Genomic DNA, 25,198 nt, shown 5'->3' on the forward strand with positions numbered 1-25,198 from the left:
TATAATTATGAAATACCAAGGAAAACCTTTCCCAAAAAAGGTGTTGGCCAAAGGCCAATTAACCGGATTAAGTATAAGGTTTATCGGTAAAAACATCTAACACTATAGGGTTATTTTTAGTGGAAAAAAGGCCATTTGAGGGATTTTTCAGCGTTATATTTTGTATTATATAACGCGTTTTTACAGGGAATTATGACTTTGTAAACGCCATCACGGACAGGGGGCGAAAACCCTGAATGGGGAATGGTTATTTTTTCGGCAATGGCAATAATGAGGCTGTCGGTAAATAGAATTGGCCGGTCAGCCACAGATCAATGGCGTTGCGGCTGGCTTCAAAATGCGGCTCCGGCAGCGCGTCAGGTAAACACCAGCGCCATTCCAAGCATTTTTCCGGTTCTTTCCGTTCCGCCTCACCGCCAGGATGCTGCGTCAGCAAGCATACCGACACCGTGTGTTTCCCTTCGGCGCGCCAGGTCTGCAGATTGTTACTGATACCAATAAAACGCGGCGGGGCGATGATCAACCCGGTTTCTTCGGCGATCTCACGTTGTGCGCACTGTTCAAACGTCTCGCCGGCATCCAGATGCCCACCGGGAATTGACCAGAAAGGGGCGTGTTTACCGCAGCGTTTTCCCAGCAAGATCTCTCCCTGCGCATTAACGATAATGACGCCTACGCCCGCGACTACAGTCATGCTTCTCTCCGTCAGCAAAGTTTCAGCACAGTATGTCATTTTCGCGCCTCTGCGGATAACCCATAGGTCAAAGTGTGCGTAAGGTCAAAAATTTATCACATCAAAATTGAGAAAACTTGCTTTCGGTCGGGGCTGCTCACACACTGATTGAAACGTTTCAGCGTTATCGGCGCAATGATTGCGTGTCGGTGACGCTCCTTTTTCTCAATGAAGCTGAAACGATTCAATTCAGCAGGAGAGGAGAATCATGTTCCAGTTATCACCGCAAGACATTCACCTGGGCGCTGCCGCCGGCAGCAAGCAGGACGCTATCCGTCAGGTAGCCGCAGCGTTAACCGAGGCCGGTTGCGTCAGCGCCGCTTACGTAGACGGCATGCTGCAGCGTGAGCTGCAAACCTCCACCTACCTGGGCAACGGCATTGCCATTCCGCACGGCACTACCGATACCCGAGATCTGGTGCTGAATACCGGTGTACAGGTGTTCCAGTTCCCTCAGGGCATCGAATGGGGCGAAGGCCAAACTGCGTATGTGGTGATCGGCATTGCCGCCCGTTCCGATGAACACCTGGCGCTGCTGCGTCAGTTAACGCACGTCCTGAGCGACGACAGCGTGGCCGATCAGATGGCGAAAACCACCTCATCGGAAGAGCTGCGCAGCCTGCTGATGGGCGAAAAGCAGGCGGCTGAATTCCAGTTCGACGCTTCGCTGATCGCACTCGACGTAGCCGCAGACAACCTGATGACGCTGCAAGCGCTGAACGCGGGCCGCCTGCAGAAAATCGGCGCGGTCAACGCACAGTTCGTCAGCGACGTCATTACCCGTCGGCCGCTGAATCTGGGGCAGGGCATCTGGTTGAGCGACAGCACCGAAGGCAATCTGACCAGCGCGGCGACCCTGAGCCGCCCGGCGCAGACGTTTGACGAAGACGGCGAACAAGTGGCGCTGTTGCTGACGCTGTCCGTGGCTGACCAGCAACCGCTGGCGGTGCTGAACTACCTGGGCGACCTGCTGCTGGCGAACAAGGCTGAACGCCTGCTGAACGCCGATGCCGCCACCGTGCTGGCATTGCTGACCAGCGAGGTGGAAGAAGAAAGCACCACGCTGAGCGCAGAGTACGTGATCCGCAATGAACACGGCCTGCATGCCCGTCCCGGCACCGCGCTGGTTAACGTGATCAAGCAGTTCAACAGTGAAATTACCGTCACTAACCTGGATGGCAGTGGCAAACCGGCCAACGGACGCAGCCTGATGAAGGTCGTGGCGTTGGGCGTGAAAAAAGGACATCACCTGCGCTTTACCGCCAAGGGTGAAGATGCTGAAACGGCGCTGAAGGCGATCGGTGAAGCGATTAACGAAGGACTGGGCGAGGGCGCAGCATGACCAGAAGAGTAGCCACTATAACCCTGAATCCGGCTTACGATTTGGTGGGCTTTTGCCCGGAGATCGAGCGCGGTGAAGTGAACCTGGTGAAAACCGCTGGCCTGCACGCTGCCGGTAAAGGGATTAACGTCGCCAAAGTGCTGAAAGATTTGGGGATTGATGTAACGGTGGGCGGTTTCCTGGGGAAAGACAACCAGGACGGTTTCCAGCTGCTGTTCAGCGATTTGGGCATCGCCAACCGCTTCCAGGTGGTGCCGGGCCGAACCCGCATTAACGTCAAGCTGACGGAAAAAGACGGCGAAGTGACCGATTTCAACTTCTCCGGTTTTGAAGTGACATCGCAGGATTGGGACCGTTTCGTGACCGATTCTCTGAGTTGGCTGGGCCAGTTCGACATGGTTGCGGTGAGCGGCAGCCTGCCGGCCGGCGTTGATCCCGATGCCTTTACCGACTGGATGATCCGCCTGCGCGCACAGTGCCCGTGCATCATTTTTGACAGCAGCCGCGAAGCGCTGGTCGCTGGATTGAAAGCGGCGCCATGGCTGGTGAAACCGAACCGCCGCGAGCTGGAAATCTGGGCCGGTCGCCCGTTGCCGCAGTTGGAGGACGTGGTTGAGGCCGCGCATGCGCTGCGCGATCAGGGCATTGCCCACGTAGTGATTTCTCTCGGTGCCGAAGGCGCGCTGTGGGTTAACGCCTCCGGCGCCTGGATTGCCAAGCCGCCGGCCTGCGAAGTCGTCAGCACCGTGGGCGCCGGCGATTCGATGGTTGGCGGCCTGATTTATGGCCTGCTGATGCGCGAATCCAGTGAACACACTCTGCGTTTGGCCACCGCCGTGGCTGCGCTGGCGGTAAGCCAGAGCAACGTTGGCGTGACCGACCGTCCACAGTTGGCCGCGATGATGGCGCGTGTCGATCTGAAACCTTTTAACCAATAGCAGGAGGCGTAATGAAAACGCTGCTGATGATAGACAGTTCGTTGGGGCAGGCCCGTGGCCACCTGGCGAAACGCATGCTCGGCGCTGCTGCGGCGAAAACCGGCCTGACGCTGGTTGAGTCGCCTGCCGAGGCCGAACTGGTGGTGGTAGCGGGGCAGACTGTGCCTGCCGACGCCGCGCTGAACGGCAAACGGGTTTATGTGGGCGATGTGGAGTTGGCGGTACGCGAGCCGGAAGCCTTCCTCGCACTGGCAAAAGCCGAGGCGAAAGCCTGGCAGACGCCGGCGGCGGTTGCCGTGCCGGCAACGGCGACCGGTCAAAAACGCATTGTGGCGATCACCGCTTGCCCAACCGGCGTGGCGCATACCTTTATGGCAGCCGAAGCCATTGAAAGCGAAGCTAAAAAACGCGGCTGGTGGGTGAAGGTGGAAACCCGCGGCTCCGTGGGGGCCGGCAATGCCATTACGCCTGAAGAAGTGGCGGCAGCCGATCTGGTCATTGTGGCGGCCGACATTGAAGTGGATCTGGACAAGTTCGCCGGTAAGCCGATGTACCGCACCTCTACCGGTCTGGCGCTGAAGAAAACCGCGCAGGAACTGGACAAGGCGCAGGCCGAAGCCGAGATTTTCCAACCGCAAAAAAGCGGCAGCCCGGCCACAGCCGGCAAGAAGAAAGAGAGCGCAGGACCGTATCGTCACCTGTTGACCGGCGTGTCGTATATGCTGCCGATGGTGGTGGCTGGCGGTTTGTGTATCGCGTTGTCGTTCGTGTTCGGTATCAAGGCGTTTGAAGTCAAGGGCACGCTGGCGGCGGCGCTGATGCAGATAGGCGGCGGTTCAGCCTTCGCGCTGATGGTGCCGGTGCTGGCCGGTTTTATCGCCTTCTCCATCGCTGACCGTCCGGGCCTGACGCCGGGTCTGATCGGCGGCATGTTGGCGGTGAGCACCGGTGCCGGTTTCCTCGGCGGTATCATTGCCGGTTTCCTGGCGGGTTACGTTGCCAAATTTATCAGTACCAAACTGCGTTTGCCGCAGAGTATGGAAGCGCTGAAGCCGATTCTGATCATCCCGCTGGTCGCCAGCCTGGTCGTCGGTCTGATCATGATTTACATCGTCGGTACGCCGGTGGCGAAAATCATGGAAGGCCTGACCCACTGGCTGCAATCGCTGGGTACCGCCAACGCGGTGCTGCTGGGTGCGATCCTCGGTGCCATGATGTGTACCGATATGGGTGGCCCGGTAAACAAAGCGGCTTACGCCTTTGGCGTAGCGCTGCTGAGTTCTTCGGTGTATGCCCCGATGGCCGCCATTATGGCCGCCGGTATGGTGCCACCGCTGGCGATGGGATTGGCGACGCTGCTGGCGCGCCGCAAGTTCGAGAAGTCCGAGCAGGAAGGCGGTAAAGCGGCGCTGGTGTTGGGCCTGTGCTTTATCTCTGAAGGCGCGATTCCGTTCGCCGCCCGTGATCCGATGCGTGTGCTGCCATGCTGCATCGCCGGCGGCGCGCTGACCGGTGCGCTGTCGATGGCCTTTGGCGCCAAGCTGATGGCACCGCACGGTGGCCTGTTCGTGCTGCTGATCCCGGGCGCCATCACGCCGGTGCTGCTGTATCTGGTGGCGATCATCGCCGGTACGTTGCTGGCGGGCGTGTCTTATGCGTTGCTGAAACGTGCTGACGTCCCTGCGGCCACCGTGGCTTAACGCCAACCGCAGGCAATAAAAAACCGGAGCGACCAGGCTCCGGTTTTTTCGTTTTTAAGGCTTACTGTTGCGCTTTCAGCCAGGCGATTTCTTCTGCCCAGATATCGGGGTTCACGGTTTCCAGAATCAGCGGGATATTGTCGAAGCGCGAGTCGCTCATGATGTAACTGAAGACCGTTTTGCCGATATTGCCTTCGCCCAGGCTGTGATGGCGATCGACGCGGCTGCCGAACGCGCTCTTGGCGTCGTTCAGGTGCATGCCGCGCAGGTAGTTGAAGCCCACCACGTCACCCAGCGCTTTGAAGGTCTGCTCGCAGGTTTCCTCGGTACGCAGATCGTAACCGGCGGCAAAGGCATGGCAGGTATCGATACACACGCCGACACGGCTTTTGTCTTCCACGCCGTCAATGATCGCCGCCAGATGTTCGAACCTGAAACCCAGATTGCTGCCCTGACCGGCGGTGTTTTCAATCACGGCGGTCACGCCGACGGTTTTATCCAGCACGATGTTGATGGATTCGGCGATGCGCGCCAAACATTTGTCCTCATCAATCTGCATCAGGTGGCTGCCAGGGTGGAAGTTCAGCAGCGTCAACCCGAGCTGTTCGCAGCGCTGCATTTCGTCCAGAAACGCTTCGCGAGATTTCTCCAGCGCTTCGGCCACCGGGTGACCGAGATTAATCAGATAGCTGTCGTGCGGCAGGATTTGCCCCGGGCCGTAACCATACTGCGCGCAGGCGCTTTTGAATTTATCAATCACCTCTGCCGGCAGCGGCGCGGCCTTCCATTGACGCTGATTTTTGGTGAACAGGGCGAATGCGGTCGCCTCTAATTCGTGCGCGCGGATAACCGCCTGATCCACGCCGCCTGACGCGCTGACATGTGCACCGACAAACTTCATTTTCATTCTCCTGTGTAATCGGCGTCATTATGGCATTGATAGCGGCAGGATTGAATGGCGACAAAAAGGCCCGCGATAAATCGCGGGCCAGGGAAAGCTCAATGCTCATCAGAAGAAATGTTGCACCAGCAGGTTCATCGCACCGCCGCCGACAATCAGCCAGATAAACAGCAGGGTGGCCAGCAGAATGGGTTTGACGCCCGCTTCGCGCACTGCGCTGATGTGGGTGGTCAATCCCAGCGCCGCCATCGCCATCGCCAGCATCCAGGTGTCGGCGGTAATCAGGTGTTTCACCCAGGTGGCCGGGATCAGGTTGAACGAGTTCAGTCCGGCGACGGCGATAAACAGCACCGCGAACCACGGAATGGTGATGGCAGATTTATCCGCCTTGCTCCCGGCATCGCGGCTGCGGCTGATATAACCGGAAAGCAGCAGCAAGAACGGCGCCAGCATCATCACGCGGATCATTTTGGCGATCACTGCGGCGTTCTCGGCATCCGGCCCGACGGCATGCCCGGCGGCCACAACCTGCGCCACCTCATGAATGGTTGAACCGGCGTAGATACCAAAGGTTTCCTGGCTCAGCGGCAGCCACTGGTAATGTTCATTCAACTGAAACAGCCACGGGTAGGCGAAGATCGCCAGCGTACCGAACACCACCACGGTACTCACCGCTACCGCCACCTTGCTGGAATCGGCCTTCAATACCGGTTCGGTCGCCATCACCGCCGCTGCGCCGCAGATGCTGCTGCCGGCGCCGATCAACATCGCCGTCTGGCTGTCGATACCGAACACTTTTTTGCCCAGCCAGCAGGCAAGCAGGAAGGTGGTGCTCAGGGTTAGCGCATCGATGATGATACCGGTAGCGCCGACGTCGGCAATTTGCTGAAACGTCAGGCGGAAGCCGTAAAGAATGATGCCCAACCGCAGCAGACGCTGTTTGGCGAGCTGAACGCCGCTGTGGCAGCTCGGTTGCAGCCACGGATACAGCGTATTACCCACCAGAATGCCGAACAGAATCGCCAGCGTCAGCGCACCCAGCCCCAGGCCGGCAACCCATGGGATATCGCCTGCCCAGATGGCCAGGGCGGTGAGTGCGCCGGCCAGCAACAGCCCCGGTGCCAGCCGAGGTAAACCGTGCAGGGGAAAGTGTCGTGATGGAAAAGCAGGTGTGGTATCGGTCGCCATAAGTCAGCCCTTTTAATCGAATTCCTTGGGCACAAGACTACGTTTTGGCAGCATAAAAGTGAAATTGATTATATATTTATAACCTATCTGAATAAGTGGTAATCCTCGCCATTTTTCAGGTCGCGCCGTTGTTGGTTGCAATCTGAAAACTAGTGGGTTGAGAAAGTCGCGGGCGAGGTGCGCCGTCATGCCGATTTCTGCAAACGTGGTAATCTTAATGGATAGACACCCTGTGCGTCGCTGCCGGACAGCGGCGCAGATTTAGCATTAATTTCAGTGGCTTTACGGTCAGGCCGCTTTTCAATACCGAGATGGTTATGCATATCACCTTACGTCAACTGGAAGTCTTTACCGAAGTGCTGAAAAGCGGTTCGACCACGCAGGCCTCGGTAGTCCTGGCGTTATCACAATCGGCGGTCAGTGCCGCGCTGGCTGACCTGGAAGGGCAGTTGAGCGTGCAACTGTTCGATCGCGTCGGCAAGCGCCTGGTTATCAATGAACATGGCCGGCTGCTGTACCCGAAGGCGCTGGCGCTGCTGGAGCAGGCGGGGGAGATCGAACAGTTGTTCCGCCATGACGGCGGTGCGTTGCGCATCGCCGCCAGCAGCACCATCGGCAACTATATGCTGCCGGAAATGATCGCCCGTTACCGCCATGATTTCCCGGCCACGCCGCTGGAGCTGAACGTCGGCAACAGCCAGGACGTGATTGGTGCGGTGGCGGATTTTCGCGTCGATTTGGGGCTGATTGAGGGGCCCTGCCATATGCCGGCGCTGGTCACCCAGCCGTGGCTGGAGGATGAGTTGGTGGTGTTTGCCGCGCCGGAAAACCCGCTGGCCCGGCAGCCGCTGACGCTGGAACTGCTGGCCAATGCGCCCTGGATCCTGCGTGAGCGCGGGTCGGGCACGCGAGAGGTGCTGGATCACCTGTTGCTGGCGCACCTGCCGCACTTCCAACTGGTGATGGAGTTGGGCAACTCGGAGGCGATCAAACACGCGGTGCGTCACGGTATCGGCATCAGTTGCCTGTCGCGGCGGGTAATTGAAGAACAGCTGGCGAGCGGTGTGCTGGTGGAGCTAAAAATTCCGCTGCCGCCGTTGATGCGCACCTTGTATCTGATCCACCATCGGCAAAAACACATCTCCAACGCCCTGCAGCGTTTCCTCAGCTACTGTACGTTGCCGACCTGAGGCGGCGCGCTGCGCCAATAACGTCTCTGCACGAGGAAATGAAGCATAAAAATCTGCACCCTGTCACATTAATGACAGTAAGTAATGAAAATTAGGCTGCCGCTAATAATTAGCGCTGAGTTATGAAGCTATCTTATATCAGCGCAATGTTACTAGTTCGCCGGTGGGTATTTGTTACAATCCGCCCTCATTTTTTGACGAGCAGATAGGGTAAGAATGGCTCAGCAGGATATAAAAACATCGGGGCAGCAAGCACCCGGATTGCGCCGCGAGCTGAAAGCGCGGCACTTAACCATGATCGCTATTGGTGGCTCCATCGGCACCGGCCTGTTCGTCGCCTCCGGCGCCACGGTTTCTCAGGCCGGCCCGGGCGGGGCTTTGCTGTCTTATGCATTGATCGGGCTGATGGTCTACTTCCTGATGACCAGCCTGGGCGAACTGGCGGCCTTTATGCCGGTGTCCGGTTCGTTCTCCACCTACGGCGCCAAATACGTAGAAGAAGGTTTTGGTTTCGCGCTGGGCTGGAACTATTGGTACAACTGGGCGGTGACTATCGCCGTTGACCTGGTTGCCTCGCAACTGGTAATGACCTACTGGTTCCCGGATGCGCCGGGCTGGATCTGGAGCGCGCTGTTCCTCGGCCTGATGTTCCTGTTGAACTACATTTCGGTCAAAGGATTCGGCGAAGCGGAATACTGGTTCTCCCTGATCAAAGTCACCACCGTCATTATCTTTATCGGCATTGGCGTGCTGATGATCTTCGGCATCCTCAAAGGTGGCGAACACGCGGGTTGGCAGAACTGGACCATCGGTGATGCGCCGTTTGCCGGCGGTTTCTCGGCGATGATAGGCGTGGCGATGATCGTCGGCTTCTCGTTCCAGGGGACCGAGCTTATCGGCATCGCGGCCGGCGAATCGGAAAACCCGGGTAAAAACATCCCGCGCGCAGTGCGCCAGGTGTTCTGGCGTATTCTGCTGTTCTATATCTTCGCGATCCTGATTATCAGCCTGATCATTCCTTATACCGATCCAAGCCTGCTGCGTAACGATGTGAAAGACATCAGCGTCAGCCCGTTCACGCTGGTATTCCAGCATGCCGGCCTGTTGTCGGCGGCGGCGGTAATGAACGCGGTGATCCTGACGGCGGTGTTGTCCGCCGGTAACTCCGGAATGTACGCGTCCACCCGCATGTTGTTTACTCTGGCATCGGAAGGCAAAGCGCCGCGCATTTTCGCCAAACTGTCGAAGGGTGGGGTACCGCGCAATGCGCTGTACGCGACCACCGTGGTGGCGGGCCTGTGCTTCCTGAGTTCGATGTTCGGTAACCAATCGGTTTATCTGTGGCTGCTGAACACCTCGGGCATGACCGGCTTTATCGCCTGGTTGGGGATTGCCATCAGCCACTACCGGTTCCGCCGCGGCTATATGATTCAGGGGCGCGACCTCAACGATCTGCCTTACCGTTCCGGCTTCTTCCCACTGGGCCCGATCTTTGCGTTTGTCCTGTGCCTGATCATTACGCTGGGGCAGAACTACCAGGCGTTCCTGCAAGATCGGATCGACTGGTACGGCGTGACCGCCACCTATATCGGCCTTCCGTTGTTCCTGGTGATCTGGTTCGGCTACAAGCTGACGCGTGGCACCCGTGTCGTGAAGTACAGCGAGATGGAATTCCCGAAAATGGACGTGAAGTAACGCCTGCCGATACCTTGCGAATGTCCGGCTGCAGTCAACATGCTGCAACCGGACAGGCTGTGGGGATGAAACGCGGCGCATTCTTGCCGCGTTATTCTTTCGTATTTATCGCCAGCGCTTGTTGGGCCGCGACCATCAGGCTGTCTACCGTTTGAAAATCCTGGGTTAATGCCAGCGCCCCGGCGTTCAATTGCAGCGCCACCTCACCGAATACGCCAAAGACATACGGCGCCTCCAGCGGCGGCATGATGCGCGCCAGAAACTCCCCTTCGGAACCGTAAGGCAAATCGTGCACCAGGATCAGAAACTGGCCGCCGGTGTAACGGCAGACAAAATCGCTTGGACGGATCAGCATTTTCAGGCGCTCGCCGATGGTACGCAGCACGTCATCGCCGATCAGCACGCCGTGGCTTTGATACAGCGCCGCCAGCGGGGTGAATTCAAGAATAAACAGGTGCGAAAGCGGGTGTACCGTCGCCGAGGGCCGGCAAATCTCTTGCATCACGGTTTCGCCGCCTGTGCGGTTGAGAAAACCGGTCAGATGATCGCGATGAGCCGCCTTTTGTTTTTCTCCCGCCAGCGTGACGTATTGCACCAATTGGCGATGGTAGAACGTGATCAGCCCATACGCCAGCAGCAGCCACAGCGGGATGATATTTGCCAGTAAAAACAGATTTTGCACGCGCGACAGCGGCGCGGCCAGCAGGAAGGGCAGCGTCAGCAGCATGATTTCCAGCAGGGCGAAGCGCGGTGCCGCGGCGTGGCGCTGCATCAGCCAGAAGGCCAGCGCAGTAATCAGCAGACCGGCGAACAGGATCAACACCATTCGGCCAGAGAGCATGGCCAGCAGCGCAATAGCGCCGACCAGCCCAGACCACAGCAGCACCGTTACCAGCATGGCGTTGGGCCAGACGGGCGGCGTGACGCGAGCCAGCCACCAACGCATGCCGGTCAGCGCCAACAGCAACCCCAGAAGAGCGATGCCGATCGCCATATTGCTCAACCAGGCGTAGGCCAGCAGCAGCACTGCCACACCGGCGGCGTTCAGCCAAGGGGTTCGGGGAGAAGGAACAAGCGTAAGCCGGAGATGACGTTGAAACTGGGCGTCATCAGCCTGTTGTGGACCTTGCACCAGCCAGTGGAGCAGGGCGGGTCTTTTAGGCGTTAACGTGGATGGTCGACTTCTCATGGCTGCCTCTTCAATAAGAGCCTAAACAGTAGGCCCCAAATATCCGGCCACGCGTGGTTGGCGCGCCGTTTGCCGGTCAGGATTTGGATTCTAGGTGGTTTTGTCGCAATTTGTCACAGTGCTGCATGGAGCGACGAAACTTTCGGAATTATTAACCCTGTTCGGCAGACGGAGGTTATGAGGCGTGTTTGGCGAATAACCTTTAAAAATAAAGTGTTACATCTCAACATGGCAGGTAATAGCTATTGATATGATTGATAAGTATTATCGTTTGCTTTATTGTTGGCGGCTGCTTGCCAGGGTAGCGCGGCCGTTTGCATGCCGCTATGATCATCGTCGTAACAGGTATCCGAAATAATGAGCGTATCCACCGATCCTATGTCTGACGCCAAGGGGCAACCCGACGTCAACGTCATGGGGCGTTATCAACATATTCTTCGCCACCGTTTATTGATGATGGGGGTGTTGGCACTGGCGATTATTGGTTCGCTGCTGCTGGATTTTACCATGGGGCCATCCGGGCTCTCTCTGTCCTCCCTGTGGCAAACGCTGATTGACCCTGCGGCGGCAGATGCCGGAACGCGGGTGATCGTGTGGGATATCCGTCTGCCTTACGCGCTGATGGCGGTGGTGGTGGGGTTTGCGCTTGGTTTGGCCGGCGCAGAAATGCAGACCATCCTGAATAACCCGCTTGCCAGCCCGTTCACCCTCGGCGTTTCTTCCGCAGCGGCTTTCGGCGCGGCGTTGGCCATCGTGCTGGGCATTGGCGTACCGGGTATCCCGGACCAGTGGTTTATTTCCGCCAACGCCTTTATTTTCGCCCTGTTTGCCGCACTGATGCTCGACGGCATCACGCGCTGGACACGGGTTGCCACCTCCGGCGTCGTGCTGTTCGGCATTGCACTGGTGTTCACCTTTAATGCGCTGGTTTCAATGATGCAGTTTATCGCCAGCGAAGACACGTTACAGGGGCTGGTGTTCTGGACCATGGGCAGCCTGGCGCGCGCTTCATGGGACAAGTTGGGCATCCTGCTCGGCGTGTTCGCCGTGCTGTTGCCGCTGTCGATGATGAGCTCCTGGAAGTTGACCGCGCTGCGGTTGGGTGAGGATCGGGCGGTGAGCTTCGGTATCGACGTGCGTCGTCTGCGCCTGACGACCCTGTTGCGTATCAGTATTCTTTCCGCGCTGGCGGTGGCGTTTGTCGGCCCTATCGGTTTTATCGGTCTGGTGGCGCCGCACATCGCCCGCATGATTTTCGGTGAGGATCACCGCTTCTATCTGCCGGCCAGCGCCTTGATTGGCGCGCTGGTGCTGTCGATGGCTTCAGTCGCCTCGAAAAACCTGATCCCGGGCATTATCATTCCGGTCGGCATAGTGACGTCACTGGTAGGCGTGCCGTTCTTCCTGAGCATTATTCTGCGTCATCGGGGGAATGTATGAGTCAGGGCCTGCGAATTGAACATTTTTCCGCCGGTTATCCGAAACGCCAGGTTATCCGCGATCTTGCCGTGCCGATGTTGCCGCGCGGGCAAATCACCGTGCTGCTGGGGCCGAACGGCAGCGGTAAATCGACGTTGCTGCGCTCGCTGGCCGGGCTGAACCCGGCGCAGGGGCAACTGTGGCTGGATGACATCGATTTGATGCAGATGCCCTTTGCCCGTCGTGCGGAAAAGGTGGTGTATCTGCCACAGTCGCTACCTGCGGGGGTGCATTTGCACGTGCTGGAGTCGATCATCGTCGCGCAACGCGCTTCGGGCGGTCGCAGCAACGCCGGCAGCGAGGCGGAAGTTATGGCCCTGCTGGCGCAGCTCGGCATCGCCCATTTGGCGTTGAGCTATCTCGATCAACTTTCCGGCGGCCAGAAACAGCTGGTGGGGTTGGCGCAATCGCTGATCCGCCAGCCTTCGCTGTTGCTGCTGGACGAACCGCTGAGTGCGCTCGATCTCAACTACCAGTTCCACGTGATGGATTTGGTGCGTAAAGAGACGCGTAAACGCAATATCATCACGGTGGTGGTGGTGCATGACATCAATATTGCTCTGCGGCATGGCGACCACGTGCTGATGTTGCAGGACGGCGAATTGATTGCCGACGGTACGCCGGAAGAGGTGATCACGCCGCAGAGCCTGGCACGGGTCTATGGCGTGCGTGGGCGCATCGAGCGCTGTTCGCAGGGAACGCCGCAGGTGCTGATCGACGGTTTGGTTACCCAGCCGGCGATCTGACAGATTACTGCATTTTGAAAGTAAGGCATTTTGAAAACAAAAAGGCCCGGTGTCATACAGATACCGGGCCTTTCTGTTTTAGCGTTTTGAGCGCGCAGTGCGCGCCCCTGTTGGCATCAGAAGTTGTACGTCATGCCGACGGTGTAGCGGCGGCCGTCCAGCGTGGTGTTGTAGTTGTCGTAATCGACGGTTTTGTCGAGAATGTTGTAAATCCCGCCGGTGACCGTCAGGTCTTTATTCGCCTGGTAGCTGAGGCCTGCGTCAACAAAGGTATACGAAGGCGTACTCTTGGCCATTGAGGTGCGGCTCAGGTATTCCGATGTCTTGCTGCGGAAGTTGACGCGTGACCACAGGCTGACGTCATGGGTAGCCTGCCAGTCCAGTACGGTATTGAGCATGTGCTTCGGCATCTGGTTCAGCGGCTTGCCCTGGTTATCGCCGCTTTTCTGTTCGGATGAAGTAAAGGTGTAGTTGGTGTTCCACTTCCAGTCTTTGCTGATCTGCCAGCCGAAAGTGGCTTCTACACCGCGCATATTGGCTTTATCGACGTTGATGCGATCGCTGATAAAGTAATAGGCCGTGTTGCCAATCATGCATTGCGCGTCGCCATCCCCGCTGTCGCAGCGGCGCACTTCGGTGATCTTGTCTTTGAAATCGGTGTTGAACAAGGTCACGCCGGCGTTCAGGTTTTTCTGGTTATCCCACATCACGCCGATCTCTTCGCTCAGGCTCTTCTCCGGCTGCAGATCCGGATTGCCTATGATGATCGATTTGCGCCCGCCACCGGTAATTTGCCCCCAGTTGGCGGAAGATTGGCGCAGATCCGGCGAGCGGTAGCCGGCGGATACGCCGCCTTTCAGCGTCCACTGTTCGGTCAGGTGCCAGACGCCGTACATGCGTGGCGTCCAGTGATTGCCGTAGTTCTGATCCTGGTCCATACGGATGCCGCTGGTCAGGCTGAAATCATTGGTCAGCGCCCATTCGTCTTCGGCAAACAGCGCCCAGCTCCAGCGGGTCAATTTGTTCAAACCGTCGGCCGCATCCAACTGGTTGCCCAGGTCGTTCAGTTTTTCGTAACGGTACTGGCCCCCCAGGCTCAGCATATGAGCACCGAGGTCAAACTGGGTCTGGGTATTGAAGATGGTGTTATACATCTTCATGTCACGGCCCGCATTATTCGTCTCTTCGCGCTGAATATAGCTGGTGGTATTGCCGAAATCGTAATAACCGTTGTGCGTCACGGCGTAGTTGGTGCGGGTGTAGAGGCTATCGCTGGCGCTGTTTTGCGTGCATTTGCCGTTGCGGCAGTTCTCGGTCGCCATGGATTTGCCCGGCGTGCTGTTGCGGTCTTGCAAGGAGCGGCCGATTTCGAAATCAAAATCATTCTGCTCGTTCGGCGTCAGGCTGAACACGGCGGTGCCGCTGCGCATGCGTTGCTCACCATAGCCGTTAAGGATTTGGTCCTCGGCGCGGCGCGACAGCAGGCCGTTGACCCGCAGGCCGAGCAGGCCTTCAATCAGCGGGCCGGAGGCATAGGCGTTGGTCTGGAAAATATCGCCGGAATCGCTGCGTTCCTGGAAGGTGGCGTCGCCGTGCAGCGAGCCTTTCCACTCGGTTCTGGAGGTTTTGCGGGTGATGACGTTGATGACGCCGCCCATGGCGTCGGAGCCGTACAGCGAAGACATCGGCCCACGCACCACTTCTATGCGTTCAATTGCTTCCAGCGGCGGCAACCAGCCTTGTTCGATGCCTGAGTTGTCGCTGTTCGGGCGGGTGCCGCGGGTGTCTACGCGTTTGCCATCCACCAGAATCAGGGTGTATTTGGAGGACATGCCCCGGATGCTGATATCGCTGCTGCTGGCACCGCCGGTGACCACCACGCCCGGCACGTCTTTCAGGGCGTCGGTGATGTCTCGATAGGCTTTATCTTCGATCTGCTGGCGTGGGATCACTGAAATAGAGGCGGCGGAATCCTGAATTTTTTGCTGGAAACCGGAGGCGGTCACCACCATGGTGTCCTGGATATCCTCTTGCGCCGCCAGTGCGCCGGTGCTGGCGAGTGAGGCGATAATCAGTGCGGTGAGCTTGTTATAGCGTGGTTTGTCCATGGGCAACCTTTCCTGGTCTGCTGTAAATCGACAAGGCGTCGATTTAACGGGTTGAAGAATAGGTAGAAACGGTTCCCTGTCGTAGCAGGGGACATCATTTCGGCAGTATTTCGTCAGGCCATTGTAAGGATTTAAAACTGAATGTAAACGCAAATGATAATTCGTATCATTTGTATGCTTAAAAAGAGGTAGAGAGAGGTAACCGGATGAATTAAAGGGAAAACCGGCGCGGCAGGGCGCGCCGGGGGAAAGTCAGCGTTTCTGGATGTAGGTGATAGCCAGCGCCAGAGCTAGTACCAGCCCTTTGATAATATCCATCGCATAGTAGGGGACTGAAAGCATCACCAGCCCATTTTGTAAGACGCCGAGGATCACCGCACCGACCAGCGTGCCGAGCGCGTTGGGTTTGCCGGAGCCGGCCAGAGAGAAACCGATGTAGGCGGCGGCGACGGCATCCATCAGATAACCGCCGCCGGCGTTAACCTGTGAAGAGCCGATACGTGACGCCAGCAATATGCCGCCAAGCGAGGCCAGCAGCGAGGAAATCACATACGCGGCGACCTTGTAACGTACCGTGCGGATCCCCGAAAGGCGCGCCGCCTCCGGGTTGCCGCCGATGGCGTACATGCGGCGGCCGTGTTTGGTCAGCGACAGGAACAATTGCACCACAATCGTGACCGCCAGCATAATCAGCACAATCACCGGCACCTGGCCCAGTGCGGAGAAAATGTCCGGGATGATCCCCTCGGCCATATCGCCATTCGGCAACAGCATATTTTGGGTGATCGACCCGCCGTAGCTGTAAGTCATGGCAACGCCCTGGATCACAAACAGGCTGGCCAGCGTCGCCAGCATGTCAGGGATCTTCAGTACTACAATCAGGAAGGCGTTGAACAGGCCAACCAGCGTACAAATCAGCAGCGTCAGTACAATCGCGCCGGTGGTGCCGAAGCCGTACCAAACGAACAGCGAAACCACCAGCGCGTTAGCCAGTGAGGCGGTGGAGCCGACGGAAAGATCGAAACCGCCCACCGACAGCGAGATAGACACCCCGATGGCGATGACCGTAACGATGGCGATGGAACGTAGAATGTTGATGATATTGTTGGGATCGAGGAAGTTGTCCGACGCCAGCCCGAACAGGGCGATCAGCGCGACAACGGTGAGTAACATCCCCCATTTGTAGAGAAACTCAAACAGCTGATGACGCCAGGGCTGTGCATTGGGCAGGGATAATTCTTTACTCACGCAGGGGTTCCTCCGGTGGAATACAATAATAGGGTTTCTTCATCAATATCGGCGGCGTTCAGCTCCGCCACCACTCGCCCGTCCCACAGGACGCAGATGCGATCGCACAGGCCGAGCAGCTCCGAGAATTCGCCGGAGGCGTAGATAATGCCTTTACCGTCGCGCGCCAGGCCATCGATCAGGGTGAACAGTTCCTGTTTGGCCTTGATGTCCACGCCTTTGGTCGGCTCATCGAAAATCAGCACGTCGGCATCGCCGCGCAGCCATTTGCCGATGGCCACCTTTTGCTGGTTGCCGCCGGAAAGCCTTTTTAGCCGCTGCTGCGGGCCGGAGGCGCGAATGTTCAGACGCTGCATGATATCGCGCGCCCAGCGCAGTTCCTGTCGGCGGCTGAACAGGCTCCAGCGCGAAAAACTGTCGTCGGCGCTGACGCTCAGGTTCATCGGGATGGCTTCGTCAATAAATATGCCTTCTTTGCGGCGCTCTTCCGGCACCAGCGCCAGCCCCTGTTCAACGGACAGATGCGGCGCACGCGGTGCCCAGGGCTTACCGCGCAGTTCGCCGCGTTCCACCCGGGCCGGTGAGGCTCCGAACAGCGCCTTGCACAGTTCGGTTTTGCCCGCGCCGGCCAGCCCGGCGATACCCAAAATCTCACCCTGATGCAGCCGCAGGGAGACGTCGCGCAGTTTGTGACGATCGTGCAGGCCTTCTACCTGCAGCAACGGGCGTGAGCCGTGCGGTGGCCGCGGCGGCGGGAAGATATCGTCCAGCCGGTGGCCAAGCATTTTCTCGACAATCTGCTCGCCGACCAGCCCCTGCATGGCATCTTCGCTGACGTGGCGGCCATCGCGCAGCACCGTCAGTCGATCGCAAATTTCACTCAATTCGTGAATGCGGTGGGAGATAAACACAATGCCGATGCCTTCGGACTGCAAGCGGCGAACTACGCGAAACAGGCGCTCGCTTTCAGCGCGATCGAGCGGGGCGGTGGGTTCATCGAGTACCAGGAAACGGCAGCGATGCGACAGCGCGCGAGCCAGCAGCACCTGTTGTTTCTCCGCCAGCGTGCATTCTGCCAGGCGTTGGCGCAGATTGAGGGGTAAATCCAGTTGCTGAAGCAATTGCGCGGCCTGGCGGTACATCTGCGCCCAGTTGAGCAGATGGCCCGGTTCGTTCAGCCAGTCCAGCATGATGTTTTCCGCCACCGACAGCGTGGGGATCAACGCCACGTCCACCTCCTGCTGCACCACATGAATGCCGTGTCGGCGGGCCTGCAGCGGCGAATGAATATCGACTTTTTGGCCGTCGATAAAAATCTCGCCGCGGTAATGATCATGTGCGCCGGAGAGGATCGCCATCAGCGTTGATTTTCCCGCGCCGTTGGCACCGACCAGTGCATGCGTGGAGCCGCCCTGCAGGGTGAAATCGACGTTTTGCAGCGCGTTGAAACCGGTAAAGGCGATCGAGATATTGCGCATCTCGAGGCGTGAGGGCGTTGCGGTTGGCATAGTGTGATTAAAAGACGTTTAGGTGTTTAGATGGCTAAAGTACTTCTTTTGTAACACAGATTGCGATTTTGGCAACAAACTAAATGGCATAACTGAGACGAAAAAATTCCTGGCGGGCCAAAGGGCGGAATGCCTTTAGAAACCTAACCGATCGCGCAAAGCGTAGTACGCCGCGCCAAGGGCGGTGAAGGGAACGCGGAACTGACGTCCGCCGAAAAAGGGCAGGTGCGGCAGCCGGGCGAAGGCGTCAAAACGCTCGGCATCGCCGCGCAGCACTTCGGCGATCAGCTTGCCCGCCAGATGGGTGCAGGTGACGCCATGGCCGCTGTCGCCCTGCATGTAATAGACGTTATTCTCCAGCCGGCCGAACTGCGGCATGCGCGACAGCGTCAGCAGGAAATTGCCGCTCCAGCGGTAATCGATATGCACCTGTTTCAATTGCGGAAAGGTTTTTAATAGCTTGGGCAGGATCAAGGGATCGATATCGGCCGGATCGCGCGCGCCGTAAACCACGCCACCGCCGTACAGCAGCCGGTTATCGGCGGTCAGGCGAAAGTAATCGAGCAGGTAATTGCAGTCTTCGACGCAAAAATTATTGGGCAGCAACGACAGCGCCATGTCTTTTGACAGCGGTTCGGTGGTGAGAATTTGCGAGCCGCACGGCATGCTCAGCCGGCTGAGACGCGGCTCCAGTTTGTCGCCCAGATAGGCATTACCGGCAATAATCACGAAACCGGCGGTAACCGAACCCTGTGCCGTGTGTACTCGGGCCGGTTGGCGATAGTCAATGCGCGTGGCCGCCGACTGTTCGTACAATCGCCCGCCGTGACGGCGTATCGCGTCGGCTTCGCCCAATGCCAGATTGAGCGGGTGCAAGTGGCCCCCGTTACGGTCCAACAAACCGCCCAGGTAGCGATCGCTGGCTATCTCGCGTCGGATGGCCTGTTGGTCCAGCAGTTCCAGCTGTGCATTGCCATAGCGCCGCCAGTTGGCTTGCTGGTGCTCCAACGTACGCAGTTGTTTAGGGTTCAGCGCGGCGAAGATGCCGCCGGGACGGTAGTCGCAGGCGATGGCGTATTGTTCGATGCGGCTGCGGATAATCTCTGCGCCTTCGAACATCATGCCGCCAAGCATGGCGGCGGTATCGGCGCCGTAACGCGCCTCGATCACATCGATATCGCGACTGTAGGAGTTGACCACCTGGCCGCCGTTGCGGCCGCTGGCGCCCCAACCGACGCGAGCGGCCTCCAGCACCACCACATCAAAACCGGCCTCAACCAGATGCAACGCCGACGACAGGCCGGTAAAACCGCCGCCAACGATGCAGACGTCGCAGCGGATATCTTCGTTCAGCGCCGGGTAGGGCGCGAACGGATTGGCGGTGGCGGCATAATAGCTGGCAACATGTTCCGTCATAACTTATCCGTCATAACTTCTCCGCCAAAATCGGTCAGAAGGTGGTGGGCGTATGCGCGCTGACGATTCGGCAGACGCGCGCCGACGTATTGCTGAAGCTGTGGGGAATGCCGGTGTTGATGGCGTAACTCTGGCCGGCGGTCAGGCAGTAAGTCTGACCATTGATGGTCAGCATTATTTCGCCTTCCAGCAGCGTGCCGATCTCCTCGCCCTGATGTTTGATCTTCTCACCGGTGGTGGTGCCGGGTTGATAGGTTTCCAGCATCATTGCCAGATTGCGCGCCGGATTACCGTTGTGCACCAGCTTCATCGACACGCCCTGGCTACCGATTTCGATCAGATCCTCCGCCTCGATCACCACTTTGGGCTCGTCGGCGGCTTCCGGTTCGGCAAAAAAGGCGGACAGCGACAGCCCATACACCTTCAGCAGCTTTTGCAGCGTACTGATGGCCGGACTGACCTTGTCCTGTTCGATGGTGCTGATTGCGCTGTGGGTTAACCCGGACAGTTCGGCGACCCGGCGCTGCGACAAACCCAATTGCAGACGGATCTGTGACAGGCGCTTACCCGGCGCCAAGCTGACTTCGCTCATAGCGGTACTTCCTTCTGGTAGGGGCGACAGGCAGAAATGGACGGTAGAGTCGGGCGCCTGTCTGGGGGATATCGGCACAGCATGATATCGGTAGTTAAGGTGGCTTTGGAAAATATATTGCCCATCGTCTCCCCCGTTCTGGCGGACGAAATTCTGTATGTTAAAAGGCAGCTAACGCCTTTTCGGTCAATATTTTATCAATTTAGCAGCCGGTGGCGAATAATCAAACGGGATTGTAACATTTGCAAACCATTTGTGTTAAGGCTATGTTTCATATTATGGATGTTATTTTGAGCGCCAGTCAGGGCGCAGTCTACAGAGAAATCAGACCATGTGTTGAACCGATCGGCAGGCGGATGCGCAAGCGTCCTTAGAGCATAATGGCGGGTGATGTATGCAAACCAATATCGCAGCAGTTGAAAATTTTGCACAGCATAATGAAGAGAGGCGAAGTAGCGCGTTCCAACGTGAGGTTGCTCACTATCTGGAACGCCACCCCTCAACGCAGTATATCGATATTCTTCTCACAGACCTGAATGGTTCCTTCCGCGGTAAACGTATTCCCGTCTCCGGACTGAAAAAATTGGAAAAAGGCTGTTATTTCCCCGCCTCGGTATTTGCTATGGATATTTTGGGCAATGTGGTGGAAGAGGCGGGCCTGGGTCAGGAACTGGGTGAGCCGGATCGCGTGTGCATGCCGGTAGCCGGATCGCTGACTCCGTCGGCGGCGGACCCGGACAATATCGGTCAGGTATTGCTGACCATGTTGGATGAAGATGGTACTCCCTTTGACGTTGAACCCCGTAATGTCCTGAATCGAGTGTGGCAGGCGTTGCGCCAGCGCGGCATGTTCCCGGTGGTAGCGGTAGAGTTGGAGTTCTATCTCATTGATCGACAGCGAGACTCTGAAGGTTATTTGCAGCCCCCTTGTTCGCCCGGCACCCAGGAGCGAAACATGCAAAGCCAGGTCTACTCGCTGGATAACCTGAATCATTTCGCGGAGGTGCTGAACGATATCGACACCCTGGCGCAGATGCAGGGGTTGCCGGCGGACGGCGCGGTGGCGGAGGCGTCACCCGGCCAGTTCGAGGTGAACCTGAACCATACCGATAACGTGCTGCTGGCCTGCGATCACGCGTTGTCGTTGAAACGCCTGGTGCGGCTGGTGGCGGAAAATCATCATCTGCACGCGACCTTTATGGCGAAACCCTATGAGGAATACGCCGGTAGCGGCATGCACGTGCATATCAGCATGCTGGACGGCGACGGCAAGAATCTGTTCACGGATGAGGATGGCGAAGACTCGCCGCTGTTGCACCGTGCGCTGGCGGGAATGATCACCCTAATGCCGGCCTCCATGGCGTTGCTGGCACCCAATATTAACGCTTTCCGCCGTTTCCAACCGGGGATGTATGTACCTACGCAGGCTTCCTGGGGGCACAATAACCGCACCGTCGCGCTGCGCATTCCCTGCAGCGAGCCGGAGAATCATCGGGTGGAATACCGCGTCGCCGGTGCCGATGCCAATCCCTATCTGGTGGTGGCGGCGATCCTGGCCGGGATTTTGTATGGGTTGGACAACGAACTGCCGCTGCCTGAGCCGGTGACCGGCAACGGGCTGGAGCAGGAAGGGCTGCCGTTCCCGATCCGCCAAAGCGATGCGTTGTATGAATTTGAACATCAGCATGAGCTGACGCAGTATCTGGGCGAGCGCTTTGCGCAGGTTTACCATGCTTGCAAGATGGATGAGCTGATGCAGTTTGAGCGGCTGGTGACGGAAACCGAGATTGACTGGATGTTGAAAAACGCCTGAGGCTGGGTAAACTGAATGTTAATCTTCTGCCGATAAGCGGATTGATAGCGGAATAATTCGCCTTGCAGGCGGGTTTTCCGCATGATCGCCAAAAGAATTTGTTTAAGAAGGTTTCAGGATCTTGTCATCCGGCTGCTTTCTGGTGCAAAATATAGTTAATGCAGATAGCCGACGTTTTAAAGCGTCGGTTATTTTTTTTGCATTTGTGTTCTAACAACTGTGCGTTTCATACACCAAGCGAGGCCGGACACCGATCCGGATAGATAAATAGTTTCGTGCGCGATCAAACAAAACTTTATGGTCGTGACTCATGAGGATAAGAAAGATGGGGCAATTTTTCACTTTAGCGCCGGTGCCCGCCGGTTTCCGCTGCGGTCGCAGCGATTATGGAGCAGTCAAGGCCACCTTGACCCGTTATCCAGCTTCCAATCCCCTTCTTTTTGAATTCAGTCGCACGTTGCGAAGTTTCCCCGCAACCTTAAGTCTTGGCGTGTCTACGCTCCGCAAGGCAGAAGGTAAGGGGGGGCTGCGTCATGTCCGATAACATCATCAGCGCTGCTCCAGCCCAACGCGCGCAACTGCGTAAAACCCTGACTTTAGTTCCGGTAGTGATGATGGGGCTGGCTTACCTGCAGCCAATGACCATCTTCGATACCTTCGGCATCGTATCCGGCCTGACCGATGGTCACGTCGCCACTGCGTACGCCTTTGCTCTTCTGGCGGTCCTGTTTACCGCATTGAGCTACGGCAAACTGGTGCGGAAATTCCCGTCTGCCGGTTCTGCCTATACCTATGCCCAAAAAGCCATCAGCCCGCACGTCGGCTTTATGGTGGGTTGGTCGTCGTTGCTGGACTACCTGTTCATGCCGATGATCAACATTCTGCTGGCCAAAATTTACCTGGAAGCCATCTTCCCGGGCGTGCCTTCATGGATTTTCGTGGCGGCGCTGGTCGCGCTGATGACCCTTTTCAACCTGCGCGGCATTAAGCTGGTAGCGAACCTGAACTCCATCATCGTGGTCGTGCAGGTGGCGATCATGATCGTGTTCCTTTGCCTGGTGGTGAACGGTATTTCCCACGGTGAAGGCGCGGGCACGTTGATCAGCAGCCGTCCGTTCTGGTCTGAGAATGCGCACGTGGTGCCGATGATTACCGGTGCGACCATTCTGTGCTTCTCGTTCCTCGGGTTTGACGGCATCAGCTCGCTGTCTGAAGAAACCAAAGACGCAGAGAAAGTGATCCCGAAAGCCATCTTCCTGACGGCGTTGATCGGCGGCATCATCTTCATTGTGGTGTCTTACTTCGTGCAGCTGTATTTCCCGGATATCTCGCGTTTCAAAGATCCTGACGCGTCGCAGCCGGAAATCATGCTGTACGTGGCCGGCAAGTTCTTCCAGTCCGTGATCCTGGTGTTCTCCTGCGTGACCGTACTGGCTTCAGGCATGGCGTCGCACGCCGGTGTTTCACGCCTGATGTATGTGATGGGCCGCGACGGCGTATTCCCGGAGCGTTTCTTCGGTTATGTACACCCGAAATGGCGTACCCCGGCGCTGAACGTGTTGCTGGTTGGCGCGATAGCGCTGTCTGCAGTGTCATTTGACCTGGTGACGGCGACGGCGCTGATTAACTTCGGTGCGCTGGTGGCGTTCACCTTTGTGAACCTGTCGGTGATTTCGCAGTTCTATATCCGCGACAAATTGAACCGTACCGTCAAAGACACCATCAACTACCTGATTCTGCCGGTATTGGGTGCGCTGACCGTAGGGGCGTTATGGCTCAATCTGGAAACCAGCTCTATGACGCTGGGGCTGGTATGGGCGGCGATTGGTCTGATTTATCTAGCTTTCGTGACCCGCAGCTTCCGTCTGCCGGTGCCGCAGGCCAGTGAAGACGTGGCATAAACCCTAATCGGACATCATTAAAAAGGGCGCATTGCGCCCTTTGTTGTTTTTATTAGCCCACCAACTCTTTGCCGTATTCAAACAGCGCTTTCAGCAGCGCGGTCTTTTCTTTATCGCCCTCGTGCAAGTTATACAGCGACTCCAGTTGCAGCACATAGCTCTGCACCCGTTCGGCGCTCAGCATTTCCTGGCGGTGTTGCAACCAGCGGCGCTGCTCGGCGTCATCCAGCGTATTCGGGTAGTTGCGGGCGCGGAAGCGGAATAGCAGTTCTTTCATGCGTCCATCGCTGAAGGTCAGATCCAGCGCCGGCAGATTCTGGGGTTTGGTTTGCTGAATGATCTTCATCGCCGCCTTGTCGGCATCGCTGAAGAAACCGTCGTACAGCCTGGCGTCCACATCGTCGACGGCTTTAAAAGGCTCCGCATCGGCGAACAACGCGACCACTTTCTCGCGGACTTGCGGATTCTGGCGCAGCAATTGCAAATTTTGCAGGCAGGCCTGGCGGTCGATACCCAGCCGCTCGGCGTTTTCCGGCAGCAGCGTCTTGGCAGGTGCCAGCACCGGGCATTTATTGATATGCACCAGCTTGAGCGGCACCGGGGATTGCCCGGCCGCCAGATCCTCACGGCGGGTATACAAGCGTTCACGCAGTTCGTCGGCACTCAGCGTCAGCAACGGGGTCATATCCCCGGCCAAATCGCACATGATCACCGCGTTCTTGTTGTCCGGGTGCCAGGCCAGCGGCGATACCCAACTGGTATTGCCGCGCGCTGCGCCGAACATACCGGAAACATGTACCAGCGGCGTCATTTCAGCGATATCGATCAAGGCATTCAGCTTGTGCTTGTTGCGGTGTTGCAGCAGGAAGTCAAACAGCCGCGGTTGCGCCTGCTTCACGAGCTTGGCCATGGCGATGGTGGCGTAAACGTCCGACATGGCATCATGGGCATGTTCGTGCTCGACGCCGTTGGCGCGAGTCAGATGTTCCAGGCGGAAGCTGGGGAACCCGTCTTCGTTCTCCGGCCAAACGATACCTTCCGGACGCAGCGCATAGCAGGCTCGCATCACGTCAAGCAAATCCCAACGAGAGTTGCCGTTTTGCCAACTGTAGGCGTAAGGATCATAGAAGCTGCGATAGAAAATATTACGGCTGACTTCGTCATCGAAACGGATATTGTTGTAACCCAGAATACAGGTGCCCGGCACGCTGAACGCCTGATGGATTTGGCGCGCGAAGTCGGCTTCGTTAACCCCTTTGGCCAGCGCCACCTGTGGTGTGATGCCGGTGATCATCACCGCTTCAGGATCGGGCAGGTAGTCGTCGGCCGGTTTGCAGTAGATGACCAACGGCTCTTCGATGATATTGAAATCCATATCGGTACGCACGCCGGCAAATTGCGCCGGGCGGTCCATCGATGGGCTTTTGCCGAAGGTCTCGTAATCGTGGATGTAGAATGTGGCCGGTGCCTTGCTGCTCAAAATCGCATCTCTCACTTGGCGTAGGGAATAT

The 25,198-nt window shown here is 57.6% G+C and carries 19 protein-coding genes; 9 read left to right on the forward strand and 10 right to left on the reverse strand.

Annotated features, from left to right (window positions below; genetic code table 11):
• Positions 1-247: 247 nt before the first annotated feature.
• Positions 248-694, reverse strand: coding sequence for a nucleotide triphosphate diphosphatase NUDT15 (locus QZQ97_RS01275; protein WP_311991892.1), 447 nt, complete (start codon positions 692-694; stop codon positions 248-250).
• Positions 695-941: 247 nt separating this feature from the next.
• Between QZQ97_RS01275 and fruB the strand changes: the two genes are divergently transcribed.
• Genes fruB through fruA form a run of 3 tightly spaced genes read left to right on the forward strand, consistent with a single transcriptional unit; the run spans position 942 to position 4,713 of the window.
• On the forward strand, positions 942-2,075 hold the full coding sequence (fruB, locus tag QZQ97_RS01280; RefSeq protein ID WP_311991893.1) for a fused PTS fructose transporter subunit IIA/HPr protein: 1,134 nt from the start codon (positions 942-944) through the stop codon (positions 2,073-2,075).
• Positions 2,072-3,013 (forward strand): 1-phosphofructokinase, encoded by a 942-nt coding sequence (fruK, locus tag QZQ97_RS01285; RefSeq protein WP_004947035.1) that lies wholly within the window; start codon positions 2,072-2,074, stop codon positions 3,011-3,013. The genes fruB and fruK overlap by 4 nt, the downstream gene beginning before the upstream one ends.
• 11 nt (positions 3,014-3,024) lie before the next feature.
• Entirely contained in the window at positions 3,025-4,713 is a 1,689-nt protein-coding gene (gene fruA, locus QZQ97_RS01290; RefSeq protein WP_311991894.1) for a PTS fructose transporter subunit IIBC, read from the forward strand.
• A 61-nt stretch (positions 4,714-4,774) separates the two neighbouring features.
• Here the strand turns inward: fruA and nfo are convergent, their stop codons facing one another.
• Complete coding sequence (gene nfo, locus QZQ97_RS01295) at positions 4,775-5,614, reverse strand: deoxyribonuclease IV (protein ID WP_311991895.1); 840 nt, start codon at positions 5,612-5,614, stop codon at positions 4,775-4,777.
• Positions 5,615-5,722: 108 nt separating this feature from the next.
• The gene (locus QZQ97_RS01300) at positions 5,723-6,802 is read right to left on the reverse strand and encodes a YeiH family protein (RefSeq protein WP_311991896.1); all 1,080 of its coding nucleotides are present in this window, start codon (positions 6,800-6,802) and stop codon (positions 5,723-5,725) included.
• 317 nt (positions 6,803-7,119) lie between these two features.
• Here QZQ97_RS01300 and yieE point away from each other — a divergent pair, with 317 nt between their 5' ends.
• A complete protein-coding gene (gene yieE / locus QZQ97_RS01305; protein ID WP_311991897.1) occupies positions 7,120-7,992 on the forward strand; it encodes a DNA-binding transcriptional regulator YeiE in 873 nt (290 codons plus the stop codon).
• A 216-nt stretch (positions 7,993-8,208) separates the two neighbouring features.
• Positions 8,209-9,687 (forward strand): amino acid permease, encoded by a 1,479-nt coding sequence (locus tag QZQ97_RS01310; protein WP_013813770.1) that lies wholly within the window; start codon positions 8,209-8,211, stop codon positions 9,685-9,687.
• Between the two features lie 91 nt (positions 9,688-9,778).
• Here the strand turns inward: QZQ97_RS01310 and QZQ97_RS01315 are convergent, their stop codons facing one another.
• Positions 9,779-10,876 carry a GGDEF domain-containing protein gene (locus QZQ97_RS01315; protein ID WP_311991898.1) on the reverse strand — a complete coding sequence of 366 codons (1,098 nt, stop codon included), beginning with the start codon at positions 10,874-10,876 and terminating at the stop codon, positions 9,779-9,781.
• A 357-nt stretch (positions 10,877-11,233) separates the two neighbouring features.
• Between QZQ97_RS01315 and QZQ97_RS01320 the strand changes: the two genes are divergently transcribed.
• Both QZQ97_RS01320 and QZQ97_RS01325 read left to right on the forward strand, forming a co-directional pair.
• Positions 11,234-12,316, forward strand: a complete 1,083-nt coding sequence (locus QZQ97_RS01320) for a FecCD family ABC transporter permease (protein ID WP_006318069.1) — start codon at positions 11,234-11,236, stop codon at positions 12,314-12,316.
• Positions 12,313-13,101: an ABC transporter ATP-binding protein gene (locus QZQ97_RS01325; protein ID WP_311991899.1), complete on the forward strand. Its 789-nt coding sequence runs from the start codon at positions 12,313-12,315 to the stop codon at positions 13,099-13,101. Before QZQ97_RS01320 ends, QZQ97_RS01325 begins: the two co-directional genes overlap by 4 nt.
• 116 nt (positions 13,102-13,217) lie before the next feature.
• Here the strand turns inward: QZQ97_RS01325 and QZQ97_RS01330 are convergent, their stop codons facing one another.
• The 5 genes from QZQ97_RS01330 to puuR form a co-directional block, all read right to left on the reverse strand.
• The gene (locus QZQ97_RS01330; protein WP_311991900.1) at positions 13,218-15,209 is read right to left on the reverse strand and encodes a ligand-gated channel protein; all 1,992 of its coding nucleotides are present in this window, start codon (positions 15,207-15,209) and stop codon (positions 13,218-13,220) included.
• A 252-nt stretch (positions 15,210-15,461) separates the two neighbouring features.
• Positions 15,462-16,457, reverse strand: a complete 996-nt coding sequence (locus QZQ97_RS01335) for an ABC transporter permease (protein ID WP_311991901.1) — start codon at positions 16,455-16,457, stop codon at positions 15,462-15,464.
• The gene (locus tag QZQ97_RS01340; protein WP_311991902.1) at positions 16,454-17,965 is read right to left on the reverse strand and encodes a sugar ABC transporter ATP-binding protein; all 1,512 of its coding nucleotides are present in this window, start codon (positions 17,963-17,965) and stop codon (positions 16,454-16,456) included. The genes QZQ97_RS01335 and QZQ97_RS01340 overlap by 4 nt, the downstream gene beginning before the upstream one ends.
• A gap of 135 nt (positions 17,966-18,100) precedes the next feature.
• Positions 18,101-19,381, reverse strand: coding sequence for an NAD(P)/FAD-dependent oxidoreductase (locus tag QZQ97_RS01345; protein WP_311991903.1), 1,281 nt, complete (start codon positions 19,379-19,381; stop codon positions 18,101-18,103).
• 34 nt (positions 19,382-19,415) lie between these two features.
• The gene (gene puuR / locus QZQ97_RS01350; RefSeq protein WP_004946995.1) at positions 19,416-19,973 is read right to left on the reverse strand and encodes an HTH-type transcriptional regulator PuuR; all 558 of its coding nucleotides are present in this window, start codon (positions 19,971-19,973) and stop codon (positions 19,416-19,418) included.
• Positions 19,974-20,367: 394 nt separating this feature from the next.
• On the opposite strand from puuR, the gene QZQ97_RS01355 reads away from it, so the two are divergent.
• Positions 20,368-21,786, forward strand: a complete 1,419-nt coding sequence (locus tag QZQ97_RS01355) for a glutamine synthetase family protein (RefSeq protein ID WP_311991904.1) — start codon at positions 20,368-20,370, stop codon at positions 21,784-21,786.
• A 533-nt stretch (positions 21,787-22,319) separates the two neighbouring features.
• Entirely contained in the window at positions 22,320-23,687 is a 1,368-nt protein-coding gene (locus QZQ97_RS01360) for an APC family permease (protein WP_311991905.1), read from the forward strand.
• A gap of 52 nt (positions 23,688-23,739) precedes the next feature.
• Here the strand turns inward: QZQ97_RS01360 and sbcB are convergent, their stop codons facing one another.
• Positions 23,740-25,167 (reverse strand): exodeoxyribonuclease I, encoded by a 1,428-nt coding sequence (gene sbcB, locus QZQ97_RS01365; protein ID WP_311991906.1) that lies wholly within the window; start codon positions 25,165-25,167, stop codon positions 23,740-23,742.
• Positions 25,168-25,198: the final 31 nt, after the last annotated feature.

The organism is Serratia sp. root2 (assembly GCF_031931805.1).
In the GTDB taxonomy this organism is placed as follows: domain Bacteria; phylum Pseudomonadota; class Gammaproteobacteria; order Enterobacterales; family Enterobacteriaceae; genus Serratia; species Serratia inhibens.